Annotated in this window: 24 protein-coding genes; 13 read left to right on the top strand and 11 right to left on the bottom strand. The window is 70.6% G+C overall.

What is annotated here, in order from left to right; genetic code table 11:
• The first annotated feature begins 578 nt into the window (after positions 1–578).
• Both ACIBEC_RS22595 and ACIBEC_RS22590 read left to right on the top strand, forming a co-directional pair.
• Positions 579–902: a hypothetical protein gene (locus ACIBEC_RS22595; protein ID WP_396288696.1), complete on the top strand. Its 324-nt coding sequence runs from the start codon at positions 579–581 to the stop codon at positions 900–902.
• Positions 903–970: 68 nt separating this feature from the next.
• Positions 971–1,135: a hypothetical protein gene (locus tag ACIBEC_RS22590; RefSeq protein WP_396288694.1), complete on the top strand. Its 165-nt coding sequence runs from the start codon at positions 971–973 to the stop codon at positions 1,133–1,135.
• Between the two features lie 993 nt (positions 1,136–2,128).
• Here the strand turns inward: ACIBEC_RS22590 and ACIBEC_RS22585 are convergent.
• The 11 genes from ACIBEC_RS22585 to ACIBEC_RS22535 form a co-directional block, all read right to left on the bottom strand.
• Positions 2,129–3,418: a hypothetical protein gene (locus tag ACIBEC_RS22585; protein WP_396288692.1), complete on the bottom strand. Its 1,290-nt coding sequence runs from the start codon at positions 3,416–3,418 to the stop codon at positions 2,129–2,131.
• A 523-nt stretch (positions 3,419–3,941) separates the two neighbouring features.
• Positions 3,942–4,466 carry a hypothetical protein gene (locus tag ACIBEC_RS22580; protein WP_396288691.1) on the bottom strand — a complete coding sequence of 175 codons (525 nt, stop codon included), beginning with the start codon at positions 4,464–4,466 and terminating at the stop codon, positions 3,942–3,944.
• A 26-nt stretch (positions 4,467–4,492) separates the two neighbouring features.
• Entirely contained in the window at positions 4,493–5,065 is a 573-nt protein-coding gene (locus tag ACIBEC_RS22575) for a hypothetical protein (RefSeq protein WP_396288689.1), read from the bottom strand.
• A gap of 213 nt (positions 5,066–5,278) precedes the next feature.
• Positions 5,279–5,407, bottom strand: a complete 129-nt coding sequence (locus ACIBEC_RS22570; RefSeq protein WP_396288688.1) for a hypothetical protein — start codon at positions 5,405–5,407, stop codon at positions 5,279–5,281.
• 386 nt (positions 5,408–5,793) lie between these two features.
• Positions 5,794–6,648 carry a hypothetical protein gene (locus tag ACIBEC_RS22565; protein ID WP_396288686.1) on the bottom strand — a complete coding sequence of 285 codons (855 nt, stop codon included), beginning with the start codon at positions 6,646–6,648 and terminating at the stop codon, positions 5,794–5,796.
• Positions 6,645–7,085 (bottom strand): hypothetical protein, encoded by a 441-nt coding sequence (locus tag ACIBEC_RS22560; RefSeq protein WP_396288684.1) that lies wholly within the window; start codon positions 7,083–7,085, stop codon positions 6,645–6,647. Before ACIBEC_RS22560 ends, ACIBEC_RS22565 begins: the two co-directional genes overlap by 4 nt.
• An 8-nt stretch (positions 7,086–7,093) precedes the next feature.
• On the bottom strand, positions 7,094–8,134 hold the full coding sequence (locus ACIBEC_RS22555) for a hypothetical protein (protein ID WP_396288682.1): 1,041 nt from the start codon (positions 8,132–8,134) through the stop codon (positions 7,094–7,096).
• Positions 8,131–8,304 carry a hypothetical protein gene (locus ACIBEC_RS22550; RefSeq protein ID WP_396288680.1) on the bottom strand — a complete coding sequence of 58 codons (174 nt, stop codon included), beginning with the start codon at positions 8,302–8,304 and terminating at the stop codon, positions 8,131–8,133. Before ACIBEC_RS22550 ends, ACIBEC_RS22555 begins: the two co-directional genes overlap by 4 nt.
• A 63-nt stretch (positions 8,305–8,367) precedes the next feature.
• The gene (locus ACIBEC_RS22545) at positions 8,368–9,918 is read right to left on the bottom strand and encodes a DUF2637 domain-containing protein (RefSeq protein ID WP_396288679.1); all 1,551 of its coding nucleotides are present in this window, start codon (positions 9,916–9,918) and stop codon (positions 8,368–8,370) included.
• Positions 9,915–10,199, bottom strand: coding sequence for a hypothetical protein (locus ACIBEC_RS22540; RefSeq protein ID WP_366106577.1), 285 nt, complete (start codon positions 10,197–10,199; stop codon positions 9,915–9,917). The genes ACIBEC_RS22545 and ACIBEC_RS22540 overlap by 4 nt, the downstream gene beginning before the upstream one ends.
• Positions 10,196–10,834 (bottom strand): WhiB family transcriptional regulator, encoded by a 639-nt coding sequence (locus ACIBEC_RS22535; protein ID WP_396288705.1) that lies wholly within the window; start codon positions 10,832–10,834, stop codon positions 10,196–10,198. The genes ACIBEC_RS22540 and ACIBEC_RS22535 overlap by 4 nt, the downstream gene beginning before the upstream one ends.
• Positions 10,835–11,051: 217 nt before the next feature.
• Between ACIBEC_RS22535 and ACIBEC_RS22530 the strand changes: the two genes are divergently transcribed.
• From ACIBEC_RS22530 to ACIBEC_RS22480, 11 genes are all read left to right on the top strand, one after another.
• Positions 11,052–11,744, top strand: coding sequence for a GntR family transcriptional regulator (locus ACIBEC_RS22530; protein WP_396288677.1), 693 nt, complete (start codon positions 11,052–11,054; stop codon positions 11,742–11,744).
• Positions 11,745–12,775: 1,031 nt separating this feature from the next.
• Positions 12,776–14,428, top strand: a complete 1,653-nt coding sequence (locus tag ACIBEC_RS22525; RefSeq protein WP_396288675.1) for a hypothetical protein — start codon at positions 12,776–12,778, stop codon at positions 14,426–14,428.
• A gap of 1,469 nt (positions 14,429–15,897) precedes the next feature.
• The gene (locus tag ACIBEC_RS22520) at positions 15,898–16,851 is read left to right on the top strand and encodes a hypothetical protein (RefSeq protein WP_396288673.1); all 954 of its coding nucleotides are present in this window, start codon (positions 15,898–15,900) and stop codon (positions 16,849–16,851) included.
• A gap of 176 nt (positions 16,852–17,027) precedes the next feature.
• Entirely contained in the window at positions 17,028–17,303 is a 276-nt protein-coding gene (locus tag ACIBEC_RS22515) for a hypothetical protein (RefSeq protein ID WP_024126962.1), read from the top strand.
• Positions 17,300–18,430 carry a conjugal transfer protein gene (locus ACIBEC_RS22510; protein ID WP_396288671.1) on the top strand — a complete coding sequence of 377 codons (1,131 nt, stop codon included), beginning with the start codon at positions 17,300–17,302 and terminating at the stop codon, positions 18,428–18,430. Before ACIBEC_RS22515 ends, ACIBEC_RS22510 begins: the two co-directional genes overlap by 4 nt.
• A 16-nt stretch (positions 18,431–18,446) precedes the next feature.
• Positions 18,447–18,791 carry a hypothetical protein gene (locus tag ACIBEC_RS22505; RefSeq protein WP_396288669.1) on the top strand — a complete coding sequence of 115 codons (345 nt, stop codon included), beginning with the start codon at positions 18,447–18,449 and terminating at the stop codon, positions 18,789–18,791.
• On the top strand, positions 18,788–19,363 hold the full coding sequence (locus ACIBEC_RS22500; RefSeq protein WP_396288668.1) for a hypothetical protein: 576 nt from the start codon (positions 18,788–18,790) through the stop codon (positions 19,361–19,363). The genes ACIBEC_RS22505 and ACIBEC_RS22500 overlap by 4 nt, the downstream gene beginning before the upstream one ends.
• A gap of 43 nt (positions 19,364–19,406) precedes the next feature.
• On the top strand, positions 19,407–22,013 hold the full coding sequence (locus tag ACIBEC_RS22495) for an ATP-binding protein (protein WP_396288666.1): 2,607 nt from the start codon (positions 19,407–19,409) through the stop codon (positions 22,011–22,013).
• Complete coding sequence (locus ACIBEC_RS22490; protein ID WP_396288664.1) at positions 22,010–24,475, top strand: hypothetical protein; 2,466 nt, start codon at positions 22,010–22,012, stop codon at positions 24,473–24,475. Before ACIBEC_RS22495 ends, ACIBEC_RS22490 begins: the two co-directional genes overlap by 4 nt.
• A gap of 75 nt (positions 24,476–24,550) precedes the next feature.
• Entirely contained in the window at positions 24,551–25,225 is a 675-nt protein-coding gene (locus ACIBEC_RS22485) for a hypothetical protein (protein WP_396288662.1), read from the top strand.
• Positions 25,218–26,675, top strand: coding sequence for a peptidoglycan DD-metalloendopeptidase family protein (locus ACIBEC_RS22480; protein ID WP_396288660.1), 1,458 nt, complete (start codon positions 25,218–25,220; stop codon positions 26,673–26,675). The genes ACIBEC_RS22485 and ACIBEC_RS22480 overlap by 8 nt, the downstream gene beginning before the upstream one ends.
• Positions 26,676–26,771: the final 96 nt, after the last annotated feature.

The raw sequence follows: 26,771 nt of genomic DNA, 5'->3' as shown, positions 1-26,771 counted from the left end.
AGCTCAACACCTACAAGACCGCCTAACCCCCCAACACAGGGCCGGGCGACCCAACCCCCCACGGCCCGCCCGGCCCGGCCCCCCAGAGACCCCCAGAGGCCCGACACAGGGCCCCCGGGGGACCCCGAGCTACCGCACCGCCCAACACCAGTAGAGACGAGCCGAAGATGCCGCAGCGCAACAGCCAGCCTGAGATATCCGCCTGCCCCGGATGGGGCGAGGAGTGCGGCAACGAGACGGAGAGGGGAGCGGACCTCTGCCCCGACTGCCACATGGCACGGCTGGACGCGCAATCCCCCCGGATCCCCTTGTAGCCCTTGCCCGCGACGGCGGCTAGCTGAGACCAGGGCCGGGCGGCCCGACCCTCCAAGGGTCGCCCGCGCCCACCACAGGCCCGGCCCCGGCCCCGCACTCACCGGGGCCGGGCCACCCCGCCCCACCGTCGGTCATGTTGCTTATCCTCTTTTCATTGTGTAGTGTTATCACATCAGCCGGCCACCGCCACCCTGGGAGATTCCGTGTTTGCCCTGCTTCGCCGTTCCCCGAAGGTCGCTACGCCCGTCACCGAGAAGTTGGCGATGTGTCCCACGACCGGACTTCCGTACGGTGAGCCCGGCTCCCTGGAGCGACTGACCTGGATTTTCGCCGAGCAGGACCTGGAGGACATCCAGGAGCGCATGGAGTACTTCGCGCAGCGCGCCGCCGCGCGCCCCGAGTCCGGCCTGATCGTGTCCATCATCAAGACCCCCATAGCCCGTCCGCACATCATCCACATCCGGGACTTCGAGTCCGACGGGGACCGGCGCGGCGGCACATGTGTCGAGTGCGGGACGCACGGTGAACTGTCCGCACTTCGGGACCTTGCCCGCAACGACCTTGGCTGTGAGGCGACTTGGTTCTAAGCACCGGGTGCCGCCCCGCCGGGGCGGCACCCTAGTCCGACCCGTTGCGCCACCGAAAGGGACCCCTGATGACCGACAGCAAGATCACGCAGTTGCTTGCCCGCGCAGCGAGCGGCGACCCCGAGGCCGCCGCCGCGTTCATGCGAGCGCGGGCACTGCGACTGCACGCGGCGGAGCGCGTCAGCGCCAGCGGCCGGGCCGCCGCGCGGCGGATGCTCCGGGCAGCCTCGTAATCTCGCGCGCCGCGCCCCTCCCGGCGCGCCCCTCCCCCCGCCCCCCTTGCTCGCGCCCCGCTCAGCGTTTCGCTGGGCGGGGCCGCTTGCGTTCCGCAGCCCTCGGCGACCTGCTCAACTCCCCGACCCTCTCCACACCATCGCGGCTCTCTGCCTCATGCTCACCGTCCCTGCCGTCCCGCTTCCGTTCTCCCTTCCCGTCTCGTGCTTCGTGGTCTGTCCGTGTCTCGTCGGTCGTTGTCTGCTCCCTCTGTTCCTCTACCTCTTCGGCTCTTGTGCTCTGCTGCTTTCCTCTCGCTTGCTGTTGTCGCTCCGCCCGCTCTCGCTCTTCGCTGCTCCTCTTCCCCCCTCCTCCAGTCCTGCTGTCGCTCCTCTTTCCCTCGCTCCCTCCCGTCCTGCTGCTGCTCTCCCATCCATGTCGCTTCTTCCTCTCCCCGCCGGCTTCCTCCTTCCTGTCGTTCGCCTGTGGCTCTTCGCTGATGTCCTCATTGCCCTTGGGGGTCTCGTAGAGAAGTAGTCGGCGCGCCCCAAGCCCCTTGACCGTTCCCCTGAAGTGCAGGTTTCCGTGTCGGAGGCGCAGCGTGGGGGCAAGTTGTGGGGCAAGTTGAAAGGCAAGCTGTAGAGCAAGTTGTAGGGCATGTTGTGGGGCAAGTTGTAAGGCAAGTTAGCCTTAACGGTGGTCTGCGGGGCCGAGTCCTGGCTTTCGCGTGGGGGTGATTTCTCTCCCCTCCCCTGATGTCGGAGGGGGGAGAAATCACCCCCACGGCAGTTGGGCTCTCGGGGAGGAGAAATCTCCCCCTTCCAGCGGGGGGAGATTTCTCAGTGGCCAAGGGGGAGATTTCTCAGTGGCCGTGGTGGGGGAGATTTCTCCCCCTCTCGGGTTGGGGGAGAGAAATCACAGTCCGAGGGAGCGGCCCCGGGAGGGCCGGCGCCTGCGCAGGTTGGGCGGGCAGTTCGGCGCCCTCGGTTCTGGCCAGCTGGGACGTGGTGGGGTCATGCTCCTTGCGGCGACACGGTGGTCGCGACCGGCCCGTTGACGGCGATGCGCCCGTCGAGGCAGAGCTCGCGGTAGCCGGACGTGTAGGTGAAGCCGTGGCCGTCGCAGGTGGTGCAGTCCGGGGCGTGGGCGGTGGGGGCGCCGAAGCACTGGATTGGCTCTTGGTGGACGGCGGTGCCGTGGTGCTCCCAGGTGAGCACGGTGAGGACTTCGCCGGTGCCGTCGCAGCGCCCTGCGCAGTCGTGGGGGTGCGGGTGGTCGTCTTCGTCCTGGTCGTCGAAGTCGCGGAAGGCGTCCAGGAGGTAGGCGCGGGCGCGTAGGTCGCTCAGGGCGGGCCGGCGGTCGAAGGCGCGCAGGGCGTGGCCGGCGGTGGCCGCGGCCGCCGCTGCGGCGTTGTCGGCCGGTGCCGCGGTGGCAGCCCAGTCGAGGAGGAGTCCGCGGGTCATGAGGTGTTGCCGTTGTTCGCTGGCGACGTCGACGGCGGGGAAGAGGGGTGTGAGGCCGAGGTTGGCCCAGGCGTAGGTGTCGAGCATTTGGCGGACCAGCCGAGGGCCGGATCGGCGGAACGGGCGCTTGTGCGGCAGAGAGTCGTCAGTGGCGTGGGGTGCTCGGTATGCGGGGCCATGGGCGTGGTGGTGGAGTCGGGCGTATTGGGCCCGCAGGTGGTTGAGGCCGTCGTGGGGGTGGTGGTCGAGGGCCAGGCCGTCGACCTTGCGGAGGAGGGCGCCGTGGTCGCGGGCGGCTTCGTAGAGGTCGGGGTCTTGGGTGCGCAGGGCGAGGACGTCGACGAGCGCGCCGGCGTGCAGGAGCTGGAAGCGGCGCAGGGCGGGGACGGCGTTGCTGTCGGGGTCGTGTTCCAGAGTGTCGGTGAGGCGGAAGTGCGCCCAGCGCGCTTCGAGGATGAGCCGGGTGATGGACGGGCGTTCGTTGCGGTACGCCGTTACGGCGTGTTCGGGGTGCTGGCCGACAGGCACGGAGGTTCCCTTCAGGGTGACTGGTGTGCGGGGCCTGGTCGGCCCGCGCTTCATCGGGGCGTTGTAGGCGAGGTCGGCTAGGTGGTGAAGGCGGACGTCCTGCGGAGCTGCGGCCTTGAAGACGCGGTGCGCGGCGCCGGCGGGGGCGTGGGGCAGTGCGAAGACGCGGCCGCGGTCGAGGACGGCGAGGAGGCGTGCGGCGTGGTGTTCGCAACCGTCGGCGCCGGCGTTGTCCTGGTCGAGCACGGTGACGACGATGGGGCCGGCGCAGGGGGTGGGATCCGTCGGGAGTGCGGCGGGGCAGCGAGCCATCGGTCCTCATCTGGTGGGCTGGGTGAAGCGGCTGGACGGGGGCGCGTGGCCGCGCGAGGGTGGCGTGACGGAGCGTGCGCCGCAGTTAGCGTCGTTCCTCGTCAAGGAGATATGCGTGGCCCCAGGGGTTCGGTTCCGGGACGGGGCGTCCGTGTGCAATGTCGCGGAGGCGGTCACGGCGGCGTTCTTGGACGTAGCCGCGGCAGTGCAGGGGGTCGTGCTGGGAGGTGGGCCAGGCGGAGGCTGTGGCACACCAGGGGCAGTGCGGTCGCCGGGTCAGTCGCCGGCAGAAGGCGAGAGCGACCAGGGTGACGGCGGCTCCGAGGACGGTTCCGAGAACGAAGGGGTGCATCTGGTGTCTCCCACTGGATGATGCGGGGCCACCGGGTGGTGGCCCCGCAGCGGAGGTAGTCGGGCGGGTGTGCTGGGGTGGGTAACTGGTCGCGTGGCAGCGGATCGCCGGGGAAGAGGGCCAGTCGTGACTCACCGGGGCTGCGTGGCATGGGTCTTCGTTCCGTTTCGATCACCACCAGTGCCGGAACAGGTAGTTACCGCGCGGGAGTTCGCTGCGGCGGATGAGATCGGCGAGGATCAGCTCCAGCGACGGGGAGAAAGCGCGATCGGCGAAAAATCGGGACTCGAACACGGCGTTCTCAAGGTCTTGCGTTGCTGGCGGGTTCGCCTCGACAGTGGCTGGTGTGTTCTCGTCGGCGACGCGGATGCTCAGCCAGTAGTCCAGCTCCGTCATGCCGGTCTTGACGATGCTCTCGCCGGTGCGGGAGTCCCGGCCCAGGTACATCTCGGCGTCGTCGACGGCTCCGAGTGCCTCCAGGTAGTCCTCGTCGGAGGTGAGTTCGTACAGCTTCACGCTGTCATTACCGATGTGCTCGTCGTCCCGCTGGCATCCGCGCAGCGAGCTGTACGGCTTGCCATAGACGCGCTCGGCAATGGCTTCGATCGGGATGTGGCCGTTCTCGGCGGTCGCATAGTCAGCGTGTGGCTCCAGCACGTAGATGCTGTACGGCGTGTACTCGGGTGCATCGGGCATGGTCGGGTCTCCGGGGTGGTGGTTGGTCAGATCTGGTCGTGGAGATCGGTGTCGTCGTAGGTGGTCTGGGAGACCGTGATCCAGCCGGTTCGGTCGTCGTCGCGGAGCTGGAGCTCCCACTTGCCCGCTTGCCAGTGCTGACCGGTCTGCTTCCGGCCGACGTACTGGCGCTGACACTGCTTGCTGGGCTGTGTGCTGCCGCCCGTGGTCGCGCCCGAAGAGCCGGGGTTGGTGGTGCCGGAGGTGCCTCCGCTGGTGAGTGACTTGCCGGGAGGAGTGCCGCCCGATGTACCGCCGGAGTTGCCGGTGTTGTTGTTCTTGCCGGTGCCGCCGGACGAGCTGGACTTTCCACCGCTGGACTTGCTGCCGCTGGAGCCGCTGCTGCGGCCCTCGAAGGAGGCGGCGGTGAATGAGCTGGTGCGGATGGTCGGGCAGTTCTCGCGGTAGACGTCCTGGTACTCGGGGATCCAGCGACCGGCGTGGCCGCGCTTGTCGATGACCTCGCCGTGCGTGACGGGCTTGTTGGCGCAGCCGGTGAGGGCGAGGAGCGTGGCGGCCGTTATGGCGGTGCCGAGCATCAGAGTGCGGGGCGTGGTCACGGTGGACTCCCGGAAGGTGTGTGGGTGCGCTCAACTGCTACAGGTGTCGTAGGCGAGCTGCGTGTGACACGGATGCGGAACTTTCTCCGTCGAGATTCACAATACACACTAAATTCAGAATAAGCAACGTCCAGTTGAGCGCACGACCCCCGGGGCGTTCGTCAGGCGTTGGTTGGCCGGGACGGGGCAAGAGGCACCACTACGCGGACCCGGTCAGCGAATGTTCTGGGTGATCCAGGCGACGACGCAGACGGCTGCGATGATCGCCCACATGCGCAGGGCGGCCGGATCCTTGGCGATCGGCAGGGCGTTGGATTCGAAGACCTCGACCGTCGGGATCATGCCAGCGTGAACGACATTCCGGTGCTCATCCCGCTTGGCGGAGGCCTGGTCCTTGGGTAGCCATCCTGTCGTGACCGCACACGGGCCGCACCCGTACCGCCATGCCACCGCGGGCTCCCCCTCCACTGGTCCTCTGAAGTGTGCTTCGACCGTACCGGGCGGCCGCGCGCAGCGGGACGAGAACAAGCCGGTAGGGCGCGGTAGATGGACGCGATAGACGCATCTACCGATGGGATAGATCCGCAGGTCAGGCAGTCGTAGATGCGGCTAGTAGGGGGTGGGTCTGCCCTCTGCCCGGTAGGGGAGTGGAAGCCGGGGGAAGGCCGGTTGTGAGCGCCGAGCCGCCCCCTCCGGGCGGTGGCCGGCAGGGGGCGGTGGCGGGTGGTTCAGTCGGCTCCCGCAGGGGGCTGGATGAGGGTGATCTCGGAGGGTGGGGCGGGGGGCTCGGGTGGGGGTGGGGTGGGGGCGTTCACGGTGATGTCCGGGACCAGTTGCGGGGGTACGCGTACGGCCCTGCCGAGGGACTGCTCGAAGTCCTCGATGTGGACCCCGAAGTAGTTCCGGCCCCGGATGCCCATCTGCTTGCGCACGGGGATGCCGAGGGCCTTGCACTTCTGCCTCAGCATGGGTTCGGTCCAGTCGGTCAGCATCTCCTTCGCATGGAGGATCTTGAGGAGGGTGTCGGTGTGGACGCCCTTTCGGTCGCCCTTGGGATCCGTGCGGACGGCGAAGGCGACGTTGTGCTCGACGAACAAGCCGAAGGCCGCGTCCGCTTCGGCCGGGCTGACGGTGAGCGGCTCCGCTTCGAGGTGCTCCTCCCCCGCCATTTCATGATCGTTTTCGATGTCGGTGCTCGGCTGCTCCTCCTCGGCGGCGGTGGGAGCGTGGGCGGCTTCCAGGTCTTTCACGGTTCGGCCGGCCGACAGGCCGGTGCGGACAGCGACGGTCGTGACGAGGAGAAAGCTGGCGCCGCCGTAGGCGTACCAGAGCCCGGGATGCCTCTCCGCGAAGTAGAGGGCGACGTAACCGGCGATGCCGAGAGCGAGCAGGCGGACGCCGAACCCGCCGCTCTCCTCATCGCCACCTCGCAGCCAGGCGCCCACGTAGCGCAGCACGACCATGGTGGCGCTGACCACGACGGGCACCTCGCGGACGAACGGGATCTCCTCCAGCGTGGGCCTGCGTCGTTCCCGGTTGGCGGTCTTCGTCGTTGGCCGGCTCTCGTCGGGCTTGCCGGTCATGCGCCGACCAGGGACAGCGCGGCGGTGGCAACGGCGATGATCGCCCGCCAGACAGAGCCCTGCGCCGCGGCCATGGCGGCGGCGGTGAGCATCCCCCATAGGGCACCGGTGAACGGCACGATGGGGGCGAAGGAGGACAGCACGAGCAGGATGATCACCACGGCAGTCATGCCGATGGATCCCAGATCGGGGTTCGCGGCGATCTGGCGCGGGATGTCCATGACGGCGGAGCCGAGGTCGTGAGGCCAGGAGTCGGCGCGCAGGAAGGCGAGCTCGGCGAAGAAGCCGATGGCCTGGGCCGGGCCTCGGGCCAGCTTCTTCTTCCCCTTGCCCCGGATGCCGTAGATAAGCGTCACGATCAAGATGACGCTGACGGCGGTGGCAGACATCGGGCCGAGGGCGCTGGTTCCGGCCCCGGCGGCGAGCAGGCTGGTCACGGGTGTCCTTAGAGAGTGGGGGCGGAGAAGAGCAGGAGGGCGATCCCGGCGGAGGCGACCGGGATGTGGGTGAGGAAGCGGACTGCGGCGCAGAACGAGGGCAGCCGGTACAGCCACTTCTCCGTGAAGGCGGTGATGCCGCCGCCGACGACCGCGGCGAGCAGGACCACGCCGCCGCCGACGAAGAACGGGGTGGACGGCTCGGCGCTGCCGGCGGCGGCGTCGTGCATGACGGCGAGCGTCCACTGGGGCAGGCCGGTGTTCCACTGGGCGGTGAACATGCCCCAGCCCCAGGCGCCGGCGGTTGCGGCTGATCCGTTGTGGAGGATGAACCGCTGCAGCGGCGTGAGTGAGGCCCACCAGGCGGTGAGGGAGCCGCGGTTGCGGCTCCGGCCGGCCCCCTCCCCTGCGGCTGCTGAGGAGTCCTGGCCAGTGCCGTAGTAGTGGTTGTGCACCTCGTAGGTGCCCGGGTCCGGTGCCTGCGGATCGTCGGTTTTCTGGACGCGGTACCAGTCGGGCTGGTCGCCCTCCGGCTGCGGGAGGTCGTTGTCGCCGGCCGCGGCGGCAGGGCGGCCGTCGGCCTGGTCGTTGTCCTCGTGTCGGCGCCAGGGGACGCGGGGCGGCCACACGCTCTTCGCCGCCTCACCCGCGCGTCGCGTCTCGGGTGGCTGCGCCGGGGCTGCTGTGTCGTCCTGCTCCTCGGGGAGCGTCGGTTCGTCCGCCCGGGCCTGCTGCCCAGGGGGGTCGGTGAGGTCGATGGTCTGTCCGGGCGCGGGCAGTCGGCAGCCGCCGGGCTCCGTCGGGTTTCGCCGGGTGGCGGCGACGGGCTGCTGGTCCGGGGCGGGGTGGGCGGCGGGCTCGGGCTCTTCGTCGACGGGCTGCTCGGCATGACCGAGCGGCCGGACACCGATGCGGGACAGGACGCGGCGCAGCTGCGTCTCGTCAGCTCCCATGGTGTCCTCCGTCTCCGGGGTGGCGTGCGGTTCGCCCTGGGGGGCGTCGGCGTGCGCCCGGCTGCGCCGGCCGCGGATGGAAGGGGTGGTGCTCACTGCTCGCTCCCCTCGTGGGAGGCGGGGCGCCGCACGAGGGCGAGGCGGGGCCGGCGGTGCTGCGGGGCGCCGGCGGTCCGGGCCGGGCGGCCGGCGTTCACCTGGCGGCGGGCCGGTGCGATGAGGTCGAGGGCTTCGTTGACGTGCTGGTCGAAGGAGGTGGCGGGCATGAGTGGTCCTCACGGTCGTGCTCGCGGGCAGCCTTCGGGCGCCCTGCGGAGCGGGGCGTCAGGTCAGGGCTGGCGGATGCCGGCTGCTGCGGGGAGGAGGAGGCCGCTGTCGTGCTGCTCGAAGTCGCCCACGGTCGGGTCGAGGGCGAAGCGCTCGTCGATGGCCAGTTGCTGGCCGGCCGGTGGCAGGGCGGAATCGAGGGCCCGGGGGACGGCGGCCGGCTGCGGCGGCTCGTTCGCGAGGGCGAGGGCCTGGTCGAAGTGGTCCGGCTCCTCGCTGTCGGCGCCGTGCGCCGCAGGATGGGATGCCAGCGCCTCGGGCAGCCACTCGGCCTGCGTCTTCAGGAACCGCTTGGCCCGCGGGTTGCCGATGCCGAGGGCTTCGGCGCACTTGTTGATGCCCCAGGCGAACGTGCCGTCATCCTTGCGAGGGACGGTCTCGACGAAGGCGGCCATGACCTCCTCGTCGGTCTTCCGCTCCGCGCCCGGCGCCTCATCCTGCTCGGCGTCGACGTCCGGGTGCGGCGAGGCGGTGTCCTCGTCGTCACTGTCGTCCTCGGGCTCACCGCCCTCAGCCATCCTGGTCTTGAACTGCGGTTCTTCATTGTTGGCGGGGTGGGATGAGGGCGCAGGATGGGGGTCGGCCGTCTGGGATGGGATGGTCGGGATGGTGCCGATCAGGGTGTTGAGGATGCCTTCGAACGCGGTGGGATTCCTCAGGTTCATCCCGGCGATGTCGGACTGGCGTACGCGCATCTGCAAGCGGGCGACGACGCGGTTCAGGATGGCGGGCTCGGAGCATCCTGCTCGTTCGCTGGCATCCTGTGCGCGGGCGTCGGCATGCATCTCGACGAGGCGGTATGCCCAGCGCGTCATCCCGCCGGCTCGCTTGACCGCGTCCTGGGCACGGCGCAGCCGGTACCAGCGGTAGGCCGCCCGGGAGATGCGGACCTCGGCGGTGGCTTCTTCCTGGGCCAGGTCCTGGCGGGCGGCGAGCAGCAGCGCGACGCGGAAGGCCTCGACGGGGTGGAGCAGGCGCACCAGGGCGATGCGTCGGTCCGGGCGTCCGCCCTTGTTGCGGGCGGCACGGCGCTCCTCGAGCGAGCCGATCTCCCAGAGCACGGCCGCCAGGACGGGCCACACCGCGCGAACGGCGCCGCCGAGGAGGGAGGCGGCTTCGGACGCGGAGAAGACCGAGCTGATGCCGGCCAGAATCCAGAAGAGCGCTCCGGACAGGCCCGGCCCGTCGCCGTCGCGGGCGCGGCGGCGGGCTCGGCGGCCGCAGACCATCGCCGCGACGTCCAGTGCGACGAAGGGCAGGAGGTCGAACGGAGCGTCCAGGCCCATCTGGTGGTGGCCGACCCGGCGCAGACCGGTGGCCGAGAGGGCGGCCGCGGCCGCGGCGATGACGACGGTGAGGACGTCCTCGATCCGGCGGCCACGGCGGTCGGCGGCCGCGGCGCGCTCGGTGTCGGTGAGCGCGGCCAGGGCAACGCGGCGCCGGCGCAGGGCGATCGCCGGTCCGAGGGTGAGGACGAGCGCCCCGACGACGAACTGCCAGCTGCCGAAGAGTTCGGCCAGGGCCGCGCCATGGGGGGCGAGGTCGGGTGTCACGGGGAGTCCCTCCTGGCGAGGTTGCTGGCCGCATCGGCGGCCCGGGCGCGCAGCGGGTCGTCGCTGGGCGGGGTCGGGTCCTGGGTGATCCAGTCCCTGTAGGCGTCGCGCTCGGCGGTGGCCTGGCCGAGCAGGACCAGGAGCAGCACGGTGAGCGGGTTGACGGGCGGTACGTCGGCGCCGGCCGGCACGAGGACGGGGAGTAAGCGGACGTCGTCGCGGCGGGCGAGGGCGCTGACCAGAGCGCGGTTGAGAGCGCGTTCGTCGCCGGCGGGGGTCATGCGGCGACCGTCCAGCCGGCGGCGCGGCGGTAGGCGGCGACGAGCTCGTCGCGCCGGCGGGCGGCCTCGCGGATGTTCTCGATGTTCTCCAGGCGCTTCTCGGGCTTGCCGGAGGTGCCGAGGTACTGGCCGGAGAGCCTCTGCAGTTCCGCGCCGGCGGCGATGCGGGCGCGCCGGGCCTCCGCGGCGCGCCCGTCCAGGGCGCGGGCGCGCTCCAGCCTGGTGGCCTCGGCGGCCAGGCGGCGGGTCAGCTTCTCCGGAGCGAGGCCGCCGCGGACGCCGACGGTGTCGTCGTCGCGGAGCGCGAGCTCGGCGCACGCGGCCCGTACCGGGCAGACGGTGCAGTGGTCGCGGACCGTGCGGGCGCGGCGCTGCTGCCAGTCGGCCTCCGGTTCGCCGTCCTCCTGGTAGAAGTTGTCGACGTCCGGCTGGACGGTGTGGCACACCGAGTGGGTGATGGCCCGGCGCAGCTGCGGGGCTCGCAGCTGCTGGGCGATGAGCCGGCCGTCGTGGCCGGCCAGGTAGCCGCCGGCGACGAGGTCGTCGATCGGCTCGGTGTCGGCGAGGTACCGGGCGATGCCGTCCTCGGTGAATCCGCGGGCGTCTGCCGGCTGCGGCGGGTGGGCTGCCATCATGGTGTTCACGCGTTCTCATCTCCTGCGCTCTGGTGGGTGAGGGCGCGTTCACGGCCTCCGGGGGGACCAGCCCCGGGGGCCGCTTGCTTTTTCACGCGCCATCTGCCTTAACTGCCTTAAGGCAGTTGCGTCAGATGATGCACGCCATTGGCGATCACGTCAAGGAGAGGTCGAGCGGATGAGCCGAGAGTTCTGGCGGGTGCGGCAAGATGTGCGCATGACGTCCCATCACCCGCACGAGCAGGTCGCGGCCGCGCTGCGCGCCGACATCCTGAGCGGCAGGCTGGCCCCGGGCGATCAGCTCCCCGGCCAGCGCGAGTTGGGTGAAAAGCTCGGCGTCGCCCCGAACACCGTGGCCCAGGCGTTGCGGCTCCTCGAAGAGGAGGGCCTGGTCGAGACGGCCCCGCGCCGCCGCAGCCGGGTACTGCAGCCGGCTCTCGCCATGACGGTCCGCCTGCACGAGGACGGGCTGATCAGGCCGGCGGAGTCCGGCGACGGCGGCCACGACGACACGAGGCGCGGGGTTCCCGGTACCGACGCCGCCGCGGTCGAGGCTCTGGGCCTCAAGCCGGACGCCGCCCTGTCCGTCCGGCAGTCGGTGCTGCTGCAGGCCGGCATCCCGTGGGCGCTGCAGACCCTCTTCACCCCGGACTCGCTCGCGGTGACCGGGGCCGAGGCCGCCACCGTCGCGCCGTTCACGGCGGGCACGCTGCGGCGCGAGGACAGCCACACCAGCACCTGGGGCGCGAGGTCCGCCACCACCGAGGAGTGCTCACTCCTCAAGGCCAAGGCCGGCACCGCGGTGTTCGAGATTCGAAGAGTCGGATATACGGATGAGCGCCCAACCTCATACCTTTTGACGGTAGTACGTGCGGATCGGGTGACTATCCGCACGGGAAGCGCCAGTTAGTAACCCTCTGCGCCAACTGCCCCCTCTTGGCCGCACTTTTCGACGTCGCGTGAACAACGCGCCGAGTGCGTGTGCACGGCGGCCGTCAGGGGATAGGGTGACTTCCGCTTGATCCAAAACGCCTCACCTCGGGCCCCCGGCGCACAGCGCCGAGGACGGGCCCGGCGAACCGAGAAGGCGGTTCTCCCATGACCAGCACCGCGCAGACCCGGGGCGGTTTCGCCGCGCCGGGCGCGGCGCTGCGGTGGGGGCGGCCCGGCACTGCCGGGCCCAGAAACACGAAATCCCCCGTGAAGGGGGAGTTGAGGATGTCGTAGGTCTTCCGGGCGGGCGCCTCTAGCAAAGGCTGCTCCTCGCCCCTCTCCACCGGCTTCGGAGTTAGCAGCTCCTCTGCCGGCCGTCACCGCTCCGACCCGGGTTAGCAGCCCAGTCCGAGCGAGGGCCGGACCGAATGGTCCGGCAATCACTGCCCTCCAGCAGCAATCCCCCCGAAGGGGTTTGTCGTTTCCCGGGGCAACCCGGGAGAACGGGGTCCATCTTGCAGTACACCCATGCCCTTTGTCAGCTCGGACGCCATCGAAGCACGCCGATCGCGGTGGTTATTCGCCCGTCCGTGACGCCAGCACCACGCTGCGTTGCCGCTCTCCGGGTCGGTGCGGCCCGGATCCACCGTGGCCCACAGCGGTCCAGCGGTCTGCCCTTGACCAGCGCCAGCCGACACCCCTTGACCAGCAATGCCGAAGCCTCGCTCCCCACACCTGACCAACGAGCCTTCACGGGCCCGGTCAAGGGGGCCTGCCGCCAACCCAGAGAGCCCCTTGACCCGCAGGTCACAGGTTCGCTGGGGATTTTTTCGGCCGGACTGTCACACCGTCGGCTTTTTCGACACCCGTAGCAGCTGAAGGACCCGTTCCTTCAGCCCTCGCCCGAGTGCCTCTGGCCAGACCCCAGACCGCGCGTCCTTGCCGGACGCCGTCGAGACCCAGCGCACCCGAGTCGCCGCCCCGCGGCACCGGTGCGCCAGGAGAAGCGTGCCCCGCACAGCAGCACCACCGAGTAGCCCGCCGCCGGCGGGCGATCAGGCGCGCCCGCAGCGCCGCCAGCGGGTCAAGGTGCCCCTGCGCCTCGTCACCAGCCCGCAGTACGCCGACGTCGCGCTGACCGCGTACGTGAAGATCGCCGCGCTGGCGTCGCGTCCCGAGGGATGCACGGCGGCGACCGTGACCATCGCGGAGTACGTCGGCCTGTCGAAGGCCTCCGTCGAGCGCGGCATGACGCAGCTGATGCGCCCCGGGCACGACGGCGTCGTCGAGCTGTCCTCGACCCGCCGTTCCCTGCCCGGCGGATGTGGCACCTCGGCGGTGCGCCGTACCCGGCCTCTGTCTGCGACCGAGCGGTTCGTATGGATCCCGGTGGCCGCCTCCGAGGACCTCACCCCGCGCCAGCTGCGCGCGTACGCACTCATCGCGTACGCCCAGGCCCAGCGGATCCCGCTCACCGAGTCGGAGATCGCAGGGGCGCTCCACCACCACAGCGGCCGACGGGCCGGCCAGCCGCTCACCACCGCGGCCGCCGGGGAGATCGTCGACGAACTGGAAGCCACCCGGTGGATCACCGTGGAGCGCAGGGCCGGCGTGCGCGGCCGCCACCACTTCATCGCCCACGACATCCCCGCCGCCCTTCCTCAGGACCCCTGTGGACAACCGTCCACCGCGGACGTCGCACCCTCCTCCACCTCTGGTCCTGGTGAGGGATCGGGTTCCTCGGCTGATGCGGGATCACTCGCGACTAAGGAAGAACCTAGGACTGACCGACCTGATGACGAGCGCGCCCCCTTCTCACCCGCCGTAGGCGAAGTACAGGTGGGTGAAGCTGTGGAAAACCGCGGTGCGCAACCGCCGCTCGGCGACGGCGACGGTGGGCTCGCGCTGCGCGCGGATGACCACCAAACCCCCTTGACCACCCCCTTGACCAAGCCCGCGGGCACCCCCTTGACCGACCACACCGGCGCCTACGACGGACCCGGGCTCACCATCAGCGCCCGGGTGCACGCCGTTCTCGAGCCGGTGCACAGGCTCTACCGGCAGACCAGCGTCTACATGCAACGGCGCATCGCCCGGGAGGTCGGCCAGCAGCTGCGCTCCGGCATCGACGACGCCCGGCTGCGGCAGCGCCTGGAGGCACGGGCCGCCCGGTTCTTCACCGACGAGATCCGCGACCCCGGCCGGTGGATCCTCGGCGTCGGCCTGCCGCACTGGGGCTGCGGAATCTTCGACTGCGAGGCCGGTGTCCTGTGGAGCAGCGGCCGCAGGTGCTCGGTGTGCGAGGAGATCGTCCGCGACCGGCGCCGCGCCACCGCGCAGCCTGGGGCGCCCACTCCCACCCTCGTCGTCCACTCCACCCCCACCGGCACTCCCACCCCGCGCTCCACTCCCGCGGTTCCCCGGGGCCGGTGCCCCGAGTGTGGCTGCGCCGTCCTGGTGCTGAACCGGGCAGAGCCGGGCCGCAGGTGCAGGCCGTGCCGAGAGGAGCACGAGGGGATGCGCGCCGGCCGCCCGTCCTCAGCGGTGGAACCCGAGGTGTGCGCGGGGTGGGACGGCAGCGGATGCACCCGTCCTGCCCTCGGTTCCACTGGCCTCTGTGTCCGGTGTCGAACCCGGCATCTGGAGCGGGCCGCATCGTGAGCCGTCCACTCCACCGCCCCAGGGCTCTCCACACTCCGGTTGGCGATGGGCCGGCCACGCCGGAGCCACGTTCCACACAGCGGGCGCCCGCGGCCTGGACGAGCTCGACGATCCGCGACAGGACATGGTGGTCCTGGCGTCTCAGAGGCGCCCCTTGACCAGCTTTCGCGGCGGGCCGGTTTCCCCTTGACCCGCGCCCTGGTCAAGGGGAAACACGGGCCCGCGACAAGGCGCCGTGGAGTCCCGGTCGAGGGTGGGGCGGCGCGAGCGCACGCTGCTGTCTCCGCCACCGCGAACCGCGTGATGCACCCACCACTCCCCACCCGGCCATTTGCGTAGCCCACTCCCCACCGCCCGGTCCCGCGCACCGGGTGGGCTCCATCCGGTGGCACCGCGTCCGCAGTGGAGCCCACCCGGTGGCGAGTCGCCTTCGTCCATCGGGTGGGCTCCATCGGCTCGGACCACCCGATGGGCGACACCCAGTGGGCGACACCCGGTGGACGGGGTGTGGTTCATCCACTCGGTGGGCTCCATCCGATCCGGTGCACCGGTGGCGCCCACCGACGGCGGACGGTGGACGAGGCGATCGGATGGGCCCCGGTGGCCACCCGAGCCGCAGGCAGGATCGCAGTGAAGCCGCGCGTGCCACCCACCCGAGGTGATCGCCGGCAGCCAACGTCCGGCGATCCCCTCGCCGCCCTCTCCTCTCCCCCTTGACCAGCTTCACCGCATCATCTGGCCCCTCAGCCACCCCCTTGACCGGCGGTGCTTCCACCCCTTGACCACGGGACGGGGCGCCTGCTGTTTCCCCTTGACCTGGGCCCGGGTCAAGGGGAAACGCAGCAGGCGCCAGAGGGCCAGGATCCGATGAGGCCGGCTCACGGCACCGACACGGACAGCCCCTCTGCCCGACGACGGGCGGCCGCCCAGCAGGGGAGCCGCGGGGCCCGGCTGGCGCTTCCTCCCCGGCGACATGCACCGGAGCCCGGCGCCGTGCAGAACGGCGCGTGAAGGCGATGGCGACCCGGGGTGTCTCGGACTTAGTTCGCGATGGCGTCCATCGCGATGGGCCGATGGGCGGGAGGTCCGGGCCCACCGTGGGTGGCCAGTGGGTGGAGGTTCGTGAGCGCCGCGACGGGGCGTGGTCCATCCACTCGGTGTGCTCCATCCGGTCAAGTGGATGGCGCCGGCTCCGCGGTGCCTTAGGTCCGTCCACTGGAAGTGGTCTCCACCGCGTCCTCGGTGGAGTGGGTCGCACCCATCCACCTCGCCGAGTGGATGCCATCCCCCTTGACCACTCCGCCCACCCCCTTGACCGCGGCCCCCCTTGCCCAGTTGGGCGGCGGGTGCCGACGGCCGGTTTCCCCTTGACCTCGTCGCGCCGGAATCGCCGTCAGACCGCGGTCAAGGGGGGCCTCGGGAGTGTGAGCGCCATCGAGACCAGATGGCGCGAAAGGACGGACACGGACGTGGCCACCACCCAGCACACCCCGGCACTTGACTCCTCCGAGTCCACAACCCGCTACGACACGCTCGCCCTGATGAACCGCGACTGGGACGTGCTCTGCCGCGACCTGAGGGCGGCGGACCGCGTCGCCACGTGGGCCGAGGAGCACCCCGACCTCGCTGGGGCAACCAGTCCCCAGGACGTGGTCGACAAGATCTCCGTCTACTACCGCCGCGGTGACTTGGACGGACACGACCGCGTGATGCACCTGCTGGTCGAGCGCGCCGGCGGGACCGGCTTCGACGCCCACCTCGCGTGGCGGGTGGCCGTGCGCGTCCTGCTGCCCAAGACGGTCTTGATGGCGAAGACGCAGCGGCGCTCGTACGGCCTTCCGTGGGACGACGTCTGCGCGACCGTGCTGGGCGCTGCCTTCGAGGTCGTCCGCACCTACCCGCTCGACCGACGGCCGCGACGGATCTTCAACAACCTCGCGCTCGACACCCTGCAGCTGACCCGCCGCACCCTGGCCGCCTGCCTCGACGAGGTGGAGGACGTCCAGGAGTTCGCCGCCGGCGTCGCGCCTCTTGCCTCAGCTGAGTGCCACACCCGCTACGCCCACGTCGTCTCCAGCGAGGACCCCGACACCCCGCACGGCACGGTCGAGCTCGCGGACCTGCTGATGCGCGCTGCCCAGATGGAGCTCGTCGGCGTCGATGAGCCGGCCCTGTCGCGTCACGAGGCGCGGACGGAGGTCCTCGACCTCCTGCTGTGGGCGGTGGAGATCGGAGCCCTGAAGGAGCTCGAGGCGCAGCGCATCGCCCGGTACTACCTGTCCACCTCGCAGCGGCCCGAGCAGCGGCACATGACCACCCGCTCCATGGGCCACGAAGGGGACCTGCTGCGGCAGCACGCCAGCCGTGCCGTTCGCACGCTGCGCACGAAGTCGCCCCTCGCCCAGTACCGCGCCGCGGCCTGAGAGCGGCCGGCCCGCGCCGTGGATTGACCGCCGCAGAAGTCCCTCGAAAAAACTTCGGCCCGACTGTCACACCGCGGACTTCCTCGACACCTGTAGCAGGCGAGAGGCCCGCCAGAGCTCCTCCAGCCCCTAACGCCCCGCCCCGCCCCCACCCTTCAACCTCCGGGAGAACCGACGTGACCACGAAGTCCCCGGCCGGCACCGGCCGACAGCTGCTCGACGCCGACGAGGCCCGTGTGGCCCGTGCTTCGCGCGAGCTGACCAAGATTGCCGCCGCTCTGGTGAGCCGGCCGATGGACCGTGACCTGCACCAGCAGATGCGGGCCTTCCTCGACAGCGAGTCGGAGCCCGCCCTGGCGTCGTGGGATGTGCTGCTGGCCCGAACGCCGGCTCAGCTCAAGGAGCGCATCTCGACCGTCCTGACGGTCCAGGCCCTGCGGACGGCGTCGTGAAGCGCCAGCGCCGGCAGCGGAAGGCCGACAAGAAGAAGCAGTTCGTCGAGGCGGAAGTCTGGGACGAGGAGGTCGAGGAGCACCAGGAGTCGCCGACGGACCAACCGGATGAAACCGGGTGGAAGGCGAGCACCGCCCACATGTCCGGGATCTCCCGGCTGGCCCGCGTCGGTGTCTGGGCTCTCGTGGCGTCAGGCCCGGCTCTGGGAATGCTGGCGTTCCTCAGCGCGTCCGGCCCGGCCCAGGGCGCGACCAAGCCGGTCGTTGCCGCAGCGCCCGCGTCCTCGGTCGGACCGGCCGGCTTCGCCGAACTGTTCGTCGCCGCCTACCTCCAGGCCGGCCAGGGCACCGAGCGGGACCTGACGCCGTACTACTCCGGCTCGTTCGCACTGGCCGTCAAGCCCGGGACCCGCGAGGCCACGCAGTCCACCGTCCTGGCCTCCCGTGAGGTTCAGCCTGGCTACTGGTCGATCACCGTGGCCGCCGACGTCACGGCGCACGACGACAAGGGCAAGGCGAAGCGCCTGGGGGTGCAGTACTTCCGCGTCGGCATTCAGGCCACCGGCCCGGCCAGTGCCGGCGGCACCGACAAGGCGGCATCCGATGCCGGCTACGCCGCGACGTCCCTGCCGGCGCAGGTGGCCGCACCGACCTCCGTCAAGCCCGGAGGCCTGGCGTACGAGACCGACCGCGGGTCGAGCAGCGCCGACCCGTCGGTGGAGACCGCGCGCGGGTTCCTGGCCGCCTACCTCACCGGCTCCACCGAGCTCGACCGCTACACCTCGCCCGGCACGCGCATGCAGGCCATCAGCCCTGCGCCGTACGCCGCGGTGAAGGTGACCGGCGTCCAGGACGACGCGCTCACCGCCGGACAGCAAAAGGTTCCGGCCGACGGCACGGTGCTGCACCAGCTGGTCCAGGTCGATGCCACGGACCAGGCCGGCAGCCCGGTCTCGCTGAGCTACGCGCTCACCCTCAAGTCCCGCGCCGGCCGCTGGGAGGTCGCCTCCGTCGACGACGCCCCGGCCATCCGCGCGAGCAGCCCGCCCTCGGCGGCGCCGCACACCACCACCCCAAGCCCCGACGCAGCCACGGCATCTCCCTCGCCGTCGCCGTCGAACTCCTGAAGAAGAGGAATCGTTCATGCACACCCTGGCAGCAACCAACCCCGACCACGTCGTCCTCGCCGGCGACGTCCTCGACTGGGCCAACACCAAGACGGGCCAGGTCCGCACGCTGGTCCTCACCGTGGCCGCCCTCATGGCGATCATCGCCGTGCTGATGGCCTGGTGGAAGACCCGGTCCTTCGTCGGCACCCTCGTCGCCTTCGTGCTGGCCGCCCTCGTGCTGTGGGGAATCAGCAACCTCTCGGTCCTGCAGACCAAGGTCGGCTCCGAGATCAACGACACGGGCACCAACGCCATGTCCGTCCACCCGAACGCCAAGACCGGCCCCGCGGGAACCGGTAAGGACTGGCAGCTGTCGTGAGTGCCTCGGAGGAAGAGCTGATCGGGCACTCGTACACGCGAGCCCGTAAGCACCCGCTCGTCATCGGCAAGCTCCCGGGAGCCGGTCGGCTCCCGGGAGGGCCCTACACGATCACCCAGGTCATGACCATGGTGATCAGCTTCGGTCTCCTCGTCATGACGAAGGGACTGTGGGCCCACTTCGGCGCCATGAACTTCATCCTCATGGCACTGATCCCCTGGGGTCTGGCCTGGGTGCTGCGGTACGCGCGGCTCGATGGCCGGGACCCGGCACGCGCCGTGCGCAGCCTGCTCATCTACTCCTCCACCCCGGCCCAGGGGCGCCTGGCCGGCAAGCCGCAGCGGGTCGCTCGACCGCGACTGGCGACCGCCACCTGCACGGTGCGCGTCCGGTCCGCCGAGCGGCCCGCCCCGGCGGCGGCCGTAGCAAAGCCCGCACCCGTACTCGCGCGCAGGCCCCGTGCGGCCGCGACCGCGGCGCCGGTGGCCGCAGTGCCGACGGCCGCCGCGGCCGCGCGGCCGGAGCCGAAGACCGGGTTGCAGGCGCTCCTCGCCTCCCTCGACGAGCAGTAACCCGCTGCCTCGACATCACCACCAGCACAGAAAGAAGAACGCCATGCGTCTCCCCGTCCGGCACATCAGCGGCCACCTGATCTGGACCACTGCCGCCACCGTGTGGGCGGTGTGGCGCGTCGACACCGAGAACTACACCCACGCCTCGAAGTCCACGAAGCGCGAGCGACTGGACTCCCTGGAGTCCCTCTTCAAGTCCCTGCGGGGCGAGGCCCTCCTGCTCAGTCTGTGCCCGAGCGTCGACGCCGCGTCGGTCGTCACCCGCATGACCGCCGGCGTCGACCTCGACGCCTCCCCCGAGTACGTCGACCTCGCGCTGAAGGTCCTCGACCAGCTCCAGGACCTCGAACTCACCGGCCGCGTCGACTTCCTCGCGGTCCCCCTGTCCCACGTCGACTTCAAGCAGAGCACCCGGGCCGTCTTCTCCTCCGTCCAGTCGGAAGTCATGGGCGCCCTCGGCCTGCCGGTCGCCCCGATATCCCTCTCCGACGAACGCCAGCGCCTGGAGCAGGCCACCCGCCTGGCGGCGGGCTGGCCCTCCGGCATCAAGATGCGACCTGCCACCGAGGCGGAAATCCTGTGGATCTACGGGCACAGCGCCCGCCGCGGCCTGAACGAGCCGCTCCTGCCCGAGGACGGCGCACCGCGGGGTCTGCGCGGCCGCGGCCACACGGTGACCGCCCACACCCAGGTCATCCTCGACGAGGGCGGCCGCGGCACCCGGGCTTCCAAGGGCCCCACCAACCCCTTCAAGCGCCGCTACCTGCGCGCCACCAGCGAACACGGCGACTCCTACCAGGCGTTCTGCGTGCTCTCCGAGATGCCGGAAGCCTTCCGGTTCCCCGGCAGCGAGTACCTGGCCGCGTTGGACGAGTTCAACTTCCCCGTGGACTGGGCCGTCCGGCTGCACGTCGAGTCCGGCTCGAAGGCCGAGCCGAAGAGCCGGCGGCAGCAGCGCGAGCTCGCGCACCAGCGCGGCGAGTACGACGGCGAGACCTCCGGTGTGCCGGCATCGCTCGACAAGGCGTCCTTCGCCCTGGACGAGTACCGCGACCGGCTCACCGCCTCCAGCACCGAGGTCGAGATCCGCGCCACCGTCGCCACCTGCGTGTGGGGCACGACCCCCGAAGAGGCCGACGAGAAGGCGACGTCGCTGGCCAACCACTTCGGCGGCAACGACTACACGCTCGTGCGGCCCACCGGCGACCAGGTCGCGCTCTTCCACGGCATGCTGCCCGGAACCAAGACCCCGGGCCCGATGCTCGACTACACCCAGTACCTGCTCGCCCGCGACTTCGCCATGTCGATGCCGTTCTGCGGCGCCGGCCTGGGCGACGACTCCGGCAGCCTCTTCGGCCTCCAGCTCAACGGCGGCGGCGTCCGCCCCGTGCTGGTCGACTTCTCCCACGGCCCCCGCGTCAACGCCTCCGCGTCCGCCGCCTTCGTCGGCGAGCTCGGCTCCGGAAAGTCCGTCGCGATGAAGTGCGCGATGTACTCGATCCTCACCACCGGCCACCGCACCGGGCAGAGGAACTCCCGCGGCCGCGCCCTGGTCATCGATCGCACACCCCAGCAGGAATGGTCGCGGTTCGCGCTCGCGTGCCCCGGCACGACCCAGATCATCAACGTCGACGAGAACGCCGGCGTCAGCCTGGACCCCCTGCGCGTCTTCCGCGGCCCGCGCGCCGCCCGCTACACCGAGTCCTTCCTCACCCCGCTCCTGGACATCGGGTCGATGAGCATCGAGGGCATCACCCTCGCCGAGGCGATCGAGGCCACCCGGCTCGGCCCGAAGCCGAGCATGACCGCCCTGATGAACACCCTCGCCGACCGGGCCCGCACACCCGACCCGGACGAGCCGAACGACAACGCGGTCCGCGCCGCCGCCTCCGAACTCGTCCGCAAGCTGCGCTCGCTGGCGAAGAAGGACCTCGGTCGCACCATCTTCGACCCCACGCTGCCAGTCGTACGGATCACGGACTCCGACAGCATCGTCTTCGCCGTCGACCGCCTGGGCCTGCCAACCAAGGAGGAACTCTCCGAGCACCGCCTCCCGAGCCTGGAAGTCGAAAAGCGCTTCGGCTGGCGACTGATGTACCTGATGACGGCGCTCTGCCGCGAGATTGCGTTCGCCGACCCGAACGAGTTCGCTGGCGTCTTCCTCGACGAGTGTTGGTGGCTCACCTCGTCCGCCGAGGGCTCCAACCTGATGCTCGAGCTCATCGCCGACGGCCGCAAGCACAACGCCGGAGCTTTCGCCGGCAGTCACGACCCGTACGACATCGGTCCGAAGTCCGAGATCGGCGACAAGATCAGGGCGCTGCTCAGCCACATTTTCGTCTTCCGTCACCGCGGCAAGGCGTTGGCCGCGCGGTGCCTGGAGTTCCTCGACCTCGACCCGACCGACGACGAGATGCTCAAGGTCATCACCGAGAACCTCAGCCCGCTCAACGTCAGCGAGACCGAGCGCGCCCTGCGGGCCGGCGAAGGCCTGTACCGAGACCTCCGCAAGCGGATCGCGGGGATCAAGGTGCTGATCCCTGCGGATGAGAATGCGGCCGCCGCGATCACCACGACGCCCGGCCAGCTCGACGACGAAGCCGACGAGACCGTGGAGTTCGCCGAGGCGGCGGACGGGGTCCTGGCATGAGTCGCCTCCGGCAGCGTGGCCTCAAGCGGCGCCTGGGTCTGATCGGCGTTCTGCTGGCCCTGTTCACCGTGGTGCTGGCCCCTGCGGCCACGGCAGACCCGTCGCCGTCGCCGTCGCCCAGCACGTCCGCGCCGGCGAAGCCGGCTGCCGGCCCCGGCGGCAAGAACCTGAACCAGAAGCCCAAGGACGGCAGCGACGGCCTCCTCCAGCCTTTCAACGTCACCGACAAGGACGGCGTCCCGATCAGCTCCTACACCGTCAAGACGGATACGGGCGGCTGGAAGGACATCGACCTCAAGATCTGGAACATCGTTGCCCAGCTGCTCTTCGGCGTCTCGAAGTGGGTCATCGGCTTCACGTGCTGGCTGATCAAGTGGGCGCTGAACTTCGGGCTGGCCAAGGTCATGGTCGGTCCCGTCGAGGACATCTCCAGCACCATCAAGAAACAGGTCATCAACCGGCTCGGCCTCCCCGGCCTGTTCCTGACGTTCGCGGGTTTCTACTGCGGCTGGCTGATCCTCTTCAAGGAGCGCTCGCGCGGCTTCGCCGAGATCGGGGTCTCCCTGGTCGTCGCCGCGCTGACCACCACCGTGCTTGTCTCGCCGGCCCAGGTCCTGCTCGGCCAGCACGACCAGGCGCAGCCGCAGGGTTCCACCATGCTGCTCTCGGAAGGAGGCCTGCTGGGCAAGGCGAAGGACTTCACCCTGGAGGTCGCCAGCATCGTCCTGGCCGACGACCCCGCGAGCGCCAAGGGCAGCGCCGACCCGGACAACGTAGCGAAGCCGATCACCAACGCTTTGGTGGAGGCGTTCATCGTCAAGCCCAACGAGCTCATGGTGTACGGGCAGACCTTCGACGGGGCGTGCGACAAGGCCTTCCGCGAGTACAAGCTCGCCGAGTTCAACCTCGATCAGCTCGGGATGAACTACTGGGATGCCGCGATGATGGATTCGATCTACGACACGAACTTCATCGGGCAACTCAACGACAACGCGAAGAAGTTCGAGGCGGCGTGCGGGGACGTGAAGCCCAAGGCGAAGCGGGCATCCGCCGACCTTGCCTTCTCCGCTCTGTTCGTCGCGATCGCCGCGGTCATCGTGGCCATCCTCATGATCCTGGTCACCGGGACGTTCCTCACGGCGCAGGGCTGGCTGGCCTTCGAGGCGATCCGCGGTCACTGGGCCCTCACCGCCGGCATTTTGCCCGGCGGCGGCCGCGCCACCTTGTGGCGCTGGTTCTCCGCGATCACCAAGGCCGTTCTCGGCATCATCATCGCCATCCTCTTCCTGGCGATCTTCATCCTGATCGTTCTGGCCCTGATCAACGCGGACACCGGTGACGTCCTGGCCGTGAAGTTCATCGTCATCGATGTCACGGCCGTCGCCGGTCTGGCCGGCCACAAGAAGATCAAGCAGACCGCGCAGAGCATCGCGGTCAACCTCAACCGCAAGCTGGCCAATGCCCGCGTCGGCGGTGCCGGCCGCCGCTCCGTGTTCAGCAGTCCCGGCCGCTACGCCGAGACCGCCCCCGGCCTGAAGCAGATGTGGGGCGAGGCCCGCAGCGAGGCGCGGCGCGTGAGCAAGCCCGTCGGCCAGGGCCTGAAGTCCGCCAAGAACGCCTGGGTGGGCTCACCCCAGGCCAACCGCAAGGCCGGCAGCCGGCTGCGAACTGCTGCCCGGCTCGCCACCAACGCGGCCGCGGCCGTCGGCACCGGCGGTGCGAGCACGGCCGCGAAGGTCGCGGCGCAGCAGGCGGCCAAGCAGACCCTGAAGAAGCGGCTGGCCACGGCGGCCGCGAACAAGATGTCCCAGACCAGGGGCGGCAGGGCCACCATGGCCACCGGTAAGGCGGCCGCCACCACTGCCAAGTACGGCGCCAAGGCCGGGAAGTTCGCCTTCATGGCCACGGTGGGCGCGCCGGTGGGGATCCCCCGCGGTGTTGCCGCGACCAAGCGTGGTGGCGCTGCGGCCATGGCGCGCGGGAAGAAGGTCGGCGACGACCTCAAGGCTGTGAAGGCGCGCACCGTCGACAAGAAGGTCCAGGAGGCCAAGGACTTCGGAGCCGAGTACAAGCGCAACGTCGCCACGGCTGGCAAGTTCGTGGCGAAGCAAGGGACGAAGGCACAGGTCAACCTCGGTCTGGCTCCGATCCAGTCGAACCCGAGGGCCGCGACTCCTCCCGGGCCCCGGGCCGGTGCCATCGCGCCGAGGACTCCCGGGGGCGCATCGGCTGCGGCCGGTGCCAAGACGCCCGGGCCCAAGGCGGCCGGCACGAAGACGCCGAGCTCGGTGAAGCCGCCGGCAGCCGGGCCGGCCGGGGTGCCGAAGATGCCGACCCCGCCCACCCCTGCACCGCCGACCCCGTCGGCCGCGAAGAAGTCGACGCCGGCCAAGCCGCCAGCTCCGCCCCGGGCCATCCGGCGAGCCACCCGGCCGCCCGGCCCGCCCAGGCCCCGGCCGTAGCCGGGCCGCGGCCGGGGCCCGACAGGCCCCGGCCGCCCAGATCACCGCACCAGAACCACCTCACGGGGGACCCTCATGCCGAAAACCGATGTCGCGCGTGCCCGCGCCCAGCGCGGGACGATCGCGCTGTTCGCCGCTGCGGCAGTCCTGGCAGCTGTCGGCGTCGCCCTCTTCCTCGGGCTCGGTGGGAGCGATCGTCCCGCCGCCCCCGAACCCTCTGCCCGTACGGCCGCACCCTCCGCCACCGCCGCCGGGAGCAGCTCCGGCAGTGCACGCACGACGACGGCCTCGCCCGTAGCCGAGCCGTCCGAGTCTCCCGTCACCTCGGAGCCGAGTTCGCTGCCCGCACCCCTGCAGGAGGCGGCCCGGGCGTTCACGACCGCGTGGGCCAGCCACGACGCCCGGCCGGGCCGGGACACCTCGCTCGACGACGCCTCCCGGCGCGCCGCCACCTACGCAGACGGCGATCTGGGCAAGGACCTGCGCACTCACACCAGCGGCAGCGCCGGCCGGCAGCAGTGGCTGAACTGGAAGGACCGCCAGGTCCAGGTGACGGTCACCGTTCTGCGGGTGTCACTGCCGGACGGAGCTCCCGCGCCGACCGAGGACTCCGCCTTCGCGCGCGTGATCTACAGGCTGACCGAGACGCCGGCCACAGGTGCCGCCACCGCGTCGGAAGAACAGGTGGCACTCAAGCTCCGCCGTGGCGCCGACGGCAGCTGGCGCGTCGTGGGGCTTCCCAATGTCTGAGCAAGGCGAGTCCAAGGCCCTGCGCAGAGTACTGATCGCGATCCTTTTGTCATGCCTGCTCGGCTTCGGCTTGATGCTGGCTGCCGTGCTGGCGCTGACTTCGGCGATCGGCGAGGACAACACCAGCGACGCACTGGAGAACGCGGGATTCGGCGGCGGCCTGTCGGACACCAAAGACATCCCCGACTGGCTGCGCCCGATCATCCTCAACGCGGTGCGGGACTACGGCTGCGCGGAGACCACGCCTTCGCTGATCGCAGCCCAGCTCTACCAGGAGTCCAACTTCCGCAAGAACCCGCCCGACGGCGGAGCGGGCGCGCTCGGGATCGCCCAGTTCATCCCTTCCACCTGGGCCACGCAGGGCATCGACGCCAACAAGAAGGGCGGCGCAGACCCGCTGGATCCCGAGGACGCCGTCCCGTCGATGGTGTCCTACGACTGCAAGCTCGCCGACGAGATCCGCAGCGTGCCCGGCGACGTCGTCGACAACATGCTCGCCGCGTACAACGCCGGCGGCGGCGCGGTGAAGCAGTACGGCGGCATCCCGCCGTACAAGGAGACCCGGGACTACGTCCGCGAGATCCGGGAGCGGGCGGAGAAGTGGGCCGCTCCGATGGACGGCAAGGTCTCCGGTGGTCTGGCCAAGGTCGTCGCCGGGGCCAAGGAGGCGTACAACACCCCCTACGTCCTGGGCGGCAGCTGCAAGCCCCCGTTCGTGGGCTCTACCGGCTGCGACTGTTCCAGCCTGGTCAAGTACGCCTGGAGCAAGGTCGGCGTGAACCTCCCCAGGGTCACGTATGACCAGGTCGGCGTCGGCAGCAAGGTCAACTCGGTGAAGGACCTGCGGCCCGGCGACCTCATCTTCTCGGGTGGCAGCGCCTCCAGCCCGGAGCATGTCGCCATGTTCATCGGCGGCGGAGAGGTGATCGACGCGCCGCACACCGGTGCCCGCGTCCGGATCGAGCCCCTCTCGTTCTGGACGGACCGAATCCTGATCATGAGGCGTCCGGACTACACCGAGCCCGATTCAGGCGGCACGTCGGGCTCCTGGGTCGCGCCGGTCGCCGACGAGCACATCGGCACCGGATATGGGGTCTCGGGGTCAATGTGGTCGAGCGGTTACCACACCGGCGTGGACTTCCCGGTAGCCAAGGGAACCGCGGTTCGCGCGGTGGGCCCGGGCACCGTGGTCACGGCCGGCTGGAACTCCGCGTACGGCTACCAGGTGGTGATCAAGCACGGGGACGGCAAGTACTCGCAGTACGCGCACCAGTCCTCGCTGAACGTCTCCGTCGGCCAGAAGGTGCAGGGCGGCGACCGGATCGGGTGGTCCGGCGACACGGGCAACGTCAGCGGTCCGCACCTCCACTTCGAGATACGTACCGGGCCCGAGTACGGATCGGACATTGACCCGCTGGCCTACCTCCGCGGTCACGGCGTGAAGATCTGACCCCGGCCGGCGTCACGCGTTCCCTGCAGGGAGCGGTGGCGCCGGCCGACGCAACTCGGCGAAGAATTTCGGAGCGGAGTGTCACACCGAGCCGGA

It is taken from the genome of Kitasatospora sp. NPDC051164 (assembly GCF_044455625.1).
In the GTDB taxonomy this organism is placed as follows: domain Bacteria; phylum Actinomycetota; class Actinomycetes; order Streptomycetales; family Streptomycetaceae; genus Kitasatospora.
The sequence above is the reverse complement of the archived record's forward strand: the minus strand, read 5'-3'. Positions and strand labels throughout refer to the sequence as shown.

Bases quoted from the DNA above. Each gene is read 5' to 3' on its own strand.
- ACIBEC_RS22590 (WP_396288694.1), top strand. From the start codon at position 971: ATGACCGACAGCAAGATCACGCAGTTGCTTGCCCGCGCAGCGAGCGGC.
- ACIBEC_RS22480 (WP_396288660.1), top strand. From the start codon at position 25,218: ATGTCTGAGCAAGGCGAGTCCAAGGCCCTGCGCAGAGTACTGATCGCG.
- ACIBEC_RS22550 (WP_396288680.1), bottom strand. From the start codon at position 8,304: ATGCCCGCCACCTCCTTCGACCAGCACGTCAACGAAGCCCTCGACCTC.
- ACIBEC_RS22565 (WP_396288686.1), bottom strand. From the start codon at position 6,648: ATGACCGGCAAGCCCGACGAGAGCCGGCCAACGACGAAGACCGCCAAC.
- ACIBEC_RS22490 (WP_396288664.1), top strand. From the start codon at position 22,010: ATGAGTCGCCTCCGGCAGCGTGGCCTCAAGCGGCGCCTGGGTCTGATC.
- ACIBEC_RS22570 (WP_396288688.1), bottom strand. From the start codon at position 5,407: ATGATCCCGACGGTCGAGGTCTTCGAATCCAACGCCCTGCCGATCGCC.
- ACIBEC_RS22485 (WP_396288662.1), top strand. From the start codon at position 24,551: ATGCCGAAAACCGATGTCGCGCGTGCCCGCGCCCAGCGCGGGACGATC.
- ACIBEC_RS22530 (WP_396288677.1), top strand. From the start codon at position 11,052: ATGACGTCCCATCACCCGCACGAGCAGGTCGCGGCCGCGCTGCGCGCC.
- ACIBEC_RS22535 (WP_396288705.1), bottom strand. From the start codon at position 10,834: ATGATGGCAGCCCACCCGCCGCAGCCGGCAGACGCCCGCGGATTCACC.
- ACIBEC_RS22595 (WP_396288696.1), top strand. From the start codon at position 579: ATGTGTCCCACGACCGGACTTCCGTACGGTGAGCCCGGCTCCCTGGAG.
- ACIBEC_RS22540 (WP_366106577.1), bottom strand. From the start codon at position 10,199: ATGACCCCCGCCGGCGACGAACGCGCTCTCAACCGCGCTCTGGTCAGC.
- ACIBEC_RS22585 (WP_396288692.1), bottom strand. From the start codon at position 3,418: ATGGCTCGCTGCCCCGCCGCACTCCCGACGGATCCCACCCCCTGCGCC.
- ACIBEC_RS22505 (WP_396288669.1), top strand. From the start codon at position 18,447: ATGCACACCCTGGCAGCAACCAACCCCGACCACGTCGTCCTCGCCGGC.
- ACIBEC_RS22495 (WP_396288666.1), top strand. From the start codon at position 19,407: ATGCGTCTCCCCGTCCGGCACATCAGCGGCCACCTGATCTGGACCACT.
- ACIBEC_RS22580 (WP_396288691.1), bottom strand. From the start codon at position 4,466: ATGCCCGATGCACCCGAGTACACGCCGTACAGCATCTACGTGCTGGAG.